The sequence below is a fragment of the Candidatus Poribacteria bacterium genome (assembly GCA_021162805.1).
GTDB lineage: Bacteria > Poribacteria > WGA-4E > B28-G17 > B28-G17 > JAGGXZ01.
In genome coordinates this window covers 1-7,760 of sequence record JAGGXZ010000031.1, presented here as the reverse complement: position 1 = coordinate 7,760, position 7,760 = coordinate 1, and the positions used below count along the sequence as shown (strand labels likewise).

Here is a 7,760-nt window from a genome sequence, read left to right as displayed (position 1 = left end):
GATCAAGGGGATCTATGGCGCCGTATGCTCCGTCTCATTGCCGAGAGATGGCTCTGCGATGAACCGGATATGACTTTTCTCAGGTACTGAGTATAGGTTATCGCCGTGGATGAAACAGATGAGGGTATATCCGATGACGGGATGGATCGAAAGGATCTCACCTCAACTGATATGCGAGAGACTGGCGCCGCTTATGACCGACAGAAGAAAGCGGAGGATAGAGGAAACGCTGGAAAAAAGGATCATGAACCTGATCGTCCTGATAGAGGACCTGCATGATCCCCACAACATCTCCGCTGTCCTACGCACATGTGAGGGGATGGGAATACAGCAGGTAGCGGTGATAGAGGGGCCGAGCACCTTCAAATCCCATCCGCAGGTCTCCCAGGGAGCACATAAATGGCTCCATGTCTATAGGTTCAGGGAAACTGAGAACGCTATAAGGTGGCTTCGCACAAAAGGATTTGTCATCTATGCCAGCTACCTGGGGGAGGGGAGCGAACCGCTTGAGAGATGTCTTTCTTTCCCCGAGAACCTCGCCATCTTCTTCGGAAACGAGCATGAGGGGCTTTCCAGGATGGTCATAGAGGAGGCGGATAGGAGATTCATGCTGCCTATGAGGGGATTCACGGAAAGCTTTAACGTATCGGTCGCTGCTGCCCTGACGTTATGTGAGGTTTTTCATCATGGCTTTAAACCGAGGTATCTCACCGAGAAGGAGAGATGGCAGCTGAGGGCTGAATGGTATATGAAATCTGTCAGGCGTTCTCCTGAGCTTCTTCGGGATCTTCTTGATCGGAGCGGATCACCCATCGAACCTTCTCCTGATCTTTAATCTCCTCCAGTATCCTTCCCGCCGCCTCAAGATCGGATATGATCACGACTTTATCCTCATCGGCCATTATCCTGACCGATATGGGCCCCACCTTCAGCATGTCGTTATTCTTTGCCTTGGTGTTTTCCCCGGCGGCGACTATCCTATCGTTGAACCTCAGCTCTCCTTTTTCCACCTCTATGTGATAGAACGGTTCCCCCGAGATCACGTCCGTCTTCCTAGCGAGGTTCAGCTTCAAGATTGTTTCCCCATTCTCTATCACCTCTATCTCCGAAGGCATCTCGCGAGCTGATTCATCGGTGGAGACTGAGACAGCGCTGACACCTAGATCTTCCTCATCTATCGTTTCCTCCTCTTCACCTATCCTCGGCTTTTCCTTCTGCTGTGAGGTTTTAGCTGGACCACATTTTTTGAAAATCATCTCCAGCTTCGGTTTCCTGAGATACAAGGCGATGCCACCGCCGATCAAGGCGAACCCCGCCAGTATGATAAAGGGCATCTTCCCCACTATTCCTGATCCGCCGATCGCTTCTATCTGCAGCGTTGCCGGATCAGCGAGGGCTATCCCGCTATCCTGAGAGAGGGTAAGAATATATGTGCCTGAATCCGTGGGCGTAAATTCCCCCCTATACCTATCCCTGCTGATTCTCTGAAGGTATACCGTCTGAGATGATCCGTCCGGTTTTTTCACCGCGACGGGCAGTGACTCCTTATGTATGGCACTGGTGTTTTCTAAGACAGCTGCTTCGATTTGAAGCGGGACGCCGGTTTTGCACTTGGAGGCCATTCTCTTTAAGGCCACCCTGGGAAGGGATTTATCGGCGAAGCCGATCACATGTTTCTCCGATCTAACGACGACCTCTTGGTCGTTCAGCTCCCCGCGCATCTCGACCTGCACGAGATATCGGCCGGGTATATCGGCATCGTTGTAAGAACCAACATAGTCACCGAACCTATTTTGTAGCTTAAATTCAGGACTGATTCGACCGTCGGGGTGTATCACCCTACACCATACCTCATTTATTTGAAGCACCGATCCATCGGATATGGTGAACCGGGGGGAATCGATGAGTTCACCCAAGTATTTCACGTTGACGATTATCTTAAGCGGAGTCCCGATCCTAAACTTCGGGGCGAAGGGCATCTCCAGCTTTATATCCTCTTTTACGGCTACCGACTGCGTGATATTCGTCGTGCGGGGCGTTCTTATCAGGGCGGTCCAGGTTCCGGGAACAGGCTTTTGCACGGCGAACAGCTTATAGCTTTTTTCCGAGGCATAGGGTTTAATCTGTTTGCCGTCGGGAGATATGAGCTTCACCTCCAGATCGGGGTTCCGATCGTGGATGAACTGAAACTCCACCTCGTCGGCGAACGGATCGGCAAGACGAATTCGTTTCGTCTCACTTCCATTCACCCTATATCTTTCGGTATGAACGGAGAGACCTCTGAGTTGGTTAAATATATCGGAGAATATGACGACGAGATCAGCGCTCGTTGGGGAATAGAAGAAGTGATTCTCCTGCTCCTGTTCAGGCGGCTTGGTGTAATCGGCGAGCTTTCCGAGGAAATCCATATCGGGTTCATCCGTCAGGGCAACAATGTATATAGGGATCTTTTGAATCAGGAACCGATAGGCGGTCTTCGATAGGATGACGGATTTGCTCATCTCAGCCGCCACCTTTTTCTCCTGAGGTGTGCCTTCCACTACGTCCACCTCTCCGTCTGTCAACAGTATGACGGCTTTTGTGATCTTGGAGGGAGCGGCTTTAAGCTGATCCAAAGCAACTTTAAGGGCGCTATCTATATCCGTCAGCTTTCTGTTTGAAAGTATCACTCTTGATCTTTCCTTGATCCTCCTCCTTTGAGCTGAGCTGCCGTCAACCCGTATAAGCGGCTGGAGGATGAAAGGTCTATCGCTGAAATCAACCAAGCAGATATAATCCCCCTTCCTGGTTTTATCGATCACGAGCTTCGCCGCTTCCCATCGCAGTCCCTTTGGATCATGCCCCGCCCAATCCATGCTGCCGGAGTTATCTATAAGCAGACAGAGGGCGAGATTTCTCTCCTCGCCTGAGGCGAAATATGATATTGCACCCACCAGAATCAGAATTAGAATCAGTGCTTTTCCTCTCACCTTATTTCACCTCGCTTTGAAGATATGAGGTAAAAAGCCTGACCATATCGGGATCGAACATGGAGCCGGCGTTTTCCCTTAGGAAGGAGATCGCGAGTGTTTCCGTCTGAGCATTACCCTGTGTATCATGCCTTGCGAACCTTATGGCGTCGTACACCTCCACCACGGAGATAATGCGCGACTCCAGAGGTATCTCTTCCCCTTTCAATCGATCTGGAAATCCCTTCCCGTCCCACCTCTCATGATGATGTCTGACAATTTCAGGCGCTTTCCGGAAGAGCTTCAGATCTTTGATGAGCTTCTCGCCCGCTATCGGATGGTTCTCGTACTTGGTCCTCTCACGGACGGTGAATGTCATGACCGATTTCCGTCTCAAATCGGAGGAGAGGAAGATCTTCCCTATATCGTGAAACCTCGCCGCGACGACGAGTTCAAGTAGAACGTCATAGGAGAAGTCCATTATTCTTCCCAATGCAAGGACATGTCTGGATACCCTACCTGAATGGCCCGGTATGATATAGGAATCCATCTCGACCTGGTTGAGGATCGTATCTATCACGTTAAGGGCTCCTATGAACTCCCCTGGCAGATCGACTTCGAGGCCGAATAACTCCTCCTCTCTTCTCCTTCTGCTCAGGGCGGCGTTTACGCTATTGAGTATCTCATCCTGATCGAACGGTTTGGTGATGAAATCCTCCGCCCCAAGCTTTAAAGCCTTGACGGCCGCCTCCGCCGTGCCGACAGCGGTTATCATGATAACGGGGATACTAGGATGAACCCCTTTTATCCTCTCAAGAAGCTCCAGTCCGCTTATCTCAGGCATGCGGATATCGAGCAGGATCAAATCGAACTCCTCTTTCTCCAAAAGCCTCAGCACCTCAGAGGGGTTATTGACGGCATGAGACTCAAATCCCCACGACTCGAGTATGGTTGAGAGAACGGTAGTTATTACCTCCTCATCATCGACGATGAGGACTCTGGGCTTATCAAGTCCATCCTTCACGATTCCACCTCCTTAATTTTATATCGGAAGCTGATCAGGTAAGCTTAAGCGGAAATCTCCCTCTCCTTCAAATAGGCGACTGTCCGCCATATAAGGGCGAGGGTGATCATGATTAGAACAGCGGCGGCGTAACGGGGGGAAAGCCTGTCCTTCAAGATGAACCTCGGCCCTCCTGAGGTGGGGAAGATCGAAAGCATATAATCCATTATCGTCAACCTTCTGAGAAACCCGGGCACCTGAGAGGCCAGCTTTTCCCATCCGATCAGGAGCAATCCTATCAGTATCGGTCTTTTCGTTCGAACTCCTAAAAACAATCCCACCCCGCCGTACGCCAGTGCTCCCAGGGCGAAGGAGACCAGATATCTCAGATACTCGGACCATCCCCGCCATATGAGAAGGGAGATCAGCGTGATCATCACCAGCACAATCGACAGGATCACCGCCGTATATCCCAGGAACTTCCCGATGATAAGCCTCGATCTGTTGATCGGTCGTATGGCGAGATAGATCCAGGTGCCGGAGGATATCTCATCGCCCATAAGCGATGAGCCGTATAGCAGACCGATCAACGCTGTCACGCCGTGGATTATACCTGCCGCCAACAGCGGTATCATGGATCCGCCCGGCCTCCCGGAAAACCTGATGAGGCCGGCGATCAGGACGGGCAGAAGGCTCAGACCACCTATCAAGGCCGACCGCCGCCTGAGAAGTATCCCCTTGAGCGTCATCCAGAATATCCGTCTCATCCTATCAGATATTTGAAAACGGAATCGAGGTTATCGTCAAGGGAGTAAAACCTCCTCACCTCCACCTCCATCTCGGCGACGATCCTTGGGAATTCCGAGTAGAACCTCTCAGGCGATTCGGTCTCGATTGATATCCCGTCCTCTTCCAGATCCACCCTCACGATGTGATCCATATCGAGCAGTCTCCGAGCCAGAGGGCGAGGCTTATCGCATTCGATGAAGACCCTATGAGGATGTTCATCTATGAGGGATCTGATCTCGTGTATGTTACCCTCGGCCACCACTTTCCCCTTGTTGATCAGGACAACCCTATCGGTCATCGACTCGATCTCATAAAGCACATGGCTCGAGATGAGAATCGTTTTGCCCTGATCTCCCAGTCTCTTTATCATCTCGATCATCTCCATTCTACCGATCGGATCCAGCCCTTTCAACGGTTCATCCAGCACCAGCAGATCGGGGTCATGTGCCAGGGCCTGGGCCAGCTTCAACCTCTGCCTCATCCCCATACTATACGATCCGATCTTCCTTCCCATCATCCCCTCCATCCCCACCTTCTTAAGCGATTCGGTAGCCCTCAGCCGCGCCTCTTCAGGGGTGAATCCGTAAAACGACGTGAGGAGATCAACGAAATCCAGCCCCCTCATGAATTCGTAAAGGGCGTTGGTATCCGGACAATATCCCACCCTGGAGGAGACCCTGGGGTTGTTCCAGGGATCCTCGCCGAAGACACGAACCTGACCTCTGCTCGGCTTGAGGAAACCGACGACCAAGTTCAACATCGTGCTTTTGCCCGCCCCGTTGGGGCCGACGATCCCTGTTATCCCCCTCCCAAAGCCGATCGTAACTCCGTTCAGCCCCATCACATCCCCATACCATTTGGAAACAGATTCCAGCTTAACTACATCCATCAATCCGACACCTCTACCGCCCTCACCTTTCGCGAAAGAGCCCATAGGGAGAAGGCGATCAGACCGAGGAGGATAAAAAGAGACCAAATCCAGTGGACCCTATATCTGGGTCGAATCCCGAACAGAAGCGCTCCTATCTGATCGATGTTGTCCCAGAAGGAAAGCAAAATCAGATATCGGTTCCTGAACCCAATCCGCATCACCTCGAAAAGCGCGGAGGAGAGAAGAACGATAGCTCCGAAGGAGATGGCGGCGTATTTGGTTTCCCCGGTCAGGGCTGAGAGGGCTAACATCAACATGCATGGCGCCAAGGAGATCAGAAACCCGTAGCCGATGCACGAGGGCATCAGCCAGTATCTCCTCCTCAGGAAATCCAGGTTATTCGAAAGCACTCCCCTTTCCAAAAATAGGAGGAGGGATGGGAGAATGGTGACCGAGGAGAGGATCAGCATGAGCGTTGCCGTCTTGCCGAGGATATAATCCCATCTTCCGATGGGCCTCGAAAGATACAGCTTCAATGCGTTAGACTTGATGTCAGCGGCTATCAGCCCTGCCCCGCCGAGGATCGTCATCAGCAAGACCCAGAAGCCCTGTTGACTCAGGAATTCCCTGAAGAACCGCGCATCTATTCTGATCATATTGAAGTTAAGCTGGACAACGAGATATATCATCACCCCTCTGGCCAGGAAGGGAACGAGGGATAACAGGAACAGGATGAGGAAGAGTTTGCGTTTAAGAACGAGTCTGATACCGGTTTTGGCGATGATCCACCATGCCGGCTTGCCCGTAAGTTCGCCTTCCCATCGTTTGTATCCCTTCTCGTAGATGGACATGCATTTAACCTCGCCTATCGATTTCTTCCGGTCCTTCTCTATACTGGATTCCAGGAATCACTCCTTCACGCGCTCTCCGGCCTCCTTAAGGTTAATCCTCTTCAACATATAATCGGCCAAGAATGAGTTTTTTGCCTTTAATGGATCTCCCTCCACCCTCATGGCGAACGTCTCCCACAGAAAGGTCCAAGGTTTCCCCTCCTTCTCAGCCGATTCAGCCGCCCCTTCGACGTATCAACGAAGCGATGCTGTCAGTATATTATACATCAATACCCTCGGAGAAACTACCGGGAAACTTGATTCGGGTGCATAAGAAATTTATCGGTAACAGGAGGACAAGAGAGGGATGACAAGATAGATGGGATTATGTCAAAATAAACTCCGAAACCAAAATGGTTCCGGAGGGAAAAAATGAACATAAAGACAATAACACGATACCTTCAAGAGAATCAAGCCCTTGAGGAGAGAGTCCGTGGAGAAAGCTTCCAACAGATAGAGAGAGAAGTCTTTCTATACGTGAAAAGGATAGGAGTAGCTCTTATGACAAGCATTCTCAACAGGCTATCACAAATAGATCATGAAGAGAGGAAAGGAGAATATGAAGGGGAATTTCAAGGGTATAGGAGGAGGAAGATAAGAACGATAATGGGAGAAGTTGAGTATAAGAGAGCCTATTACTGGAGCAAGGAGAGAGGAGGGTATGCGCCATTTGATCAGAAGCTGGGCTTGGATGGAGGGAACTTATCACCCTGGCTGAAAGAGGGGGTAACACTGCTTGGTGCAGGGAATCCCTTTTCCAAGGCAGAGAAGGTATTCGAGAGGATCACCGCAGAGAGGGTGAGCCATGAGACGATACAGGAGGTCAGCCAGAAAGCGGGAGAAGAGATAGAAAGACAGGAGAAGGAGAAAGCACAAGAGGCATGGGAGGTGTTTGAAGGGCCATCATGCGCAGATGTGGAATACGGAAGGGAGGAGGAATCTAAGGAGAAAGATGGATGGAAGAAGTACCATCAACAGAGGGTTGGAGATCCGCCAAATAGGCTCTTCATCCAGGTAGATGGAGAAAGGCTCCAAACAAGAGAGGAGGGATGGAAGGAGGCGAAGGTAGCCCTCTTCTTCACAGATGAGGATGTGGCACAGCTGAGCAAGGACAGGAGAGAGCTTATAAGATAAGGAATATGTTGCAACCCTTGAAGGGATAGATCAGTTTGAGAAGCTTGTATGGCTAGGAGGCTTGAGATGGGGAGCAGTATCTGCAGGGGAAGTGGTCTTAATAGGAGACGGCTCAAGCTGGATAT

The 7,760-nt window shown here is 50.9% G+C and carries 7 protein-coding genes; 2 read left to right on the top strand and 5 right to left on the bottom strand.

Annotated features, from left to right (window positions below):
* The first annotated feature begins 118 nt into the window (after positions 1 to 118).
* Entirely contained in the window at positions 119 to 835 is a 717-nt protein-coding gene (locus J7M22_02150) for an RNA methyltransferase (protein MCD6505405.1), read from the top strand.
* On the opposite strand, the gene J7M22_02145 is transcribed toward J7M22_02150, so the two are convergent.
* From J7M22_02145 to J7M22_02125, 5 genes are read right to left on the bottom strand one after another with little or no spacing between them, the layout of a single operon-like run.
* Positions 759 to 2,969 carry a VWA domain-containing protein gene (locus J7M22_02145; GenBank protein ID MCD6505404.1) on the bottom strand — a complete coding sequence of 737 codons (2,211 nt, stop codon included), beginning with the start codon at positions 2,967 to 2,969 and terminating at the stop codon, positions 759 to 761. The two genes, J7M22_02150 and J7M22_02145, sit on opposite strands and share 77 nt — an antisense overlap.
* Position 2,970: 1 nt before the next feature.
* On the bottom strand, positions 2,971 to 3,972 hold the full coding sequence (locus tag J7M22_02140; protein ID MCD6505403.1) for a response regulator: 1,002 nt from the start codon (positions 3,970 to 3,972) through the stop codon (positions 2,971 to 2,973).
* 44 nt (positions 3,973 to 4,016) lie between these two features.
* Positions 4,017 to 4,700, bottom strand: a complete 684-nt coding sequence (locus tag J7M22_02135) for an ABC transporter permease (protein MCD6505402.1) — start codon at positions 4,698 to 4,700, stop codon at positions 4,017 to 4,019.
* 14 nt (positions 4,701 to 4,714) lie between these two features.
* A complete protein-coding gene (locus J7M22_02130) occupies positions 4,715 to 5,629 on the bottom strand; it encodes an ABC transporter ATP-binding protein (GenBank protein ID MCD6505401.1) in 915 nt (304 codons plus the stop codon).
* The gene (locus J7M22_02125; protein ID MCD6505400.1) at positions 5,629 to 6,462 is read right to left on the bottom strand and encodes an ABC-2 transporter permease; all 834 of its coding nucleotides are present in this window, start codon (positions 6,460 to 6,462) and stop codon (positions 5,629 to 5,631) included. The genes J7M22_02130 and J7M22_02125 overlap by 1 nt, the downstream gene beginning before the upstream one ends.
* Positions 6,463 to 6,873: 411 nt before the next feature.
* On the opposite strand from J7M22_02125, the gene J7M22_02120 reads away from it, so the two are divergent.
* A complete protein-coding gene (locus J7M22_02120; protein MCD6505399.1) occupies positions 6,874 to 7,635 on the top strand; it encodes a UPF0236 family protein in 762 nt (253 codons plus the stop codon).
* The last annotated feature ends 125 nt before the right edge of the window (positions 7,636 to 7,760 follow it).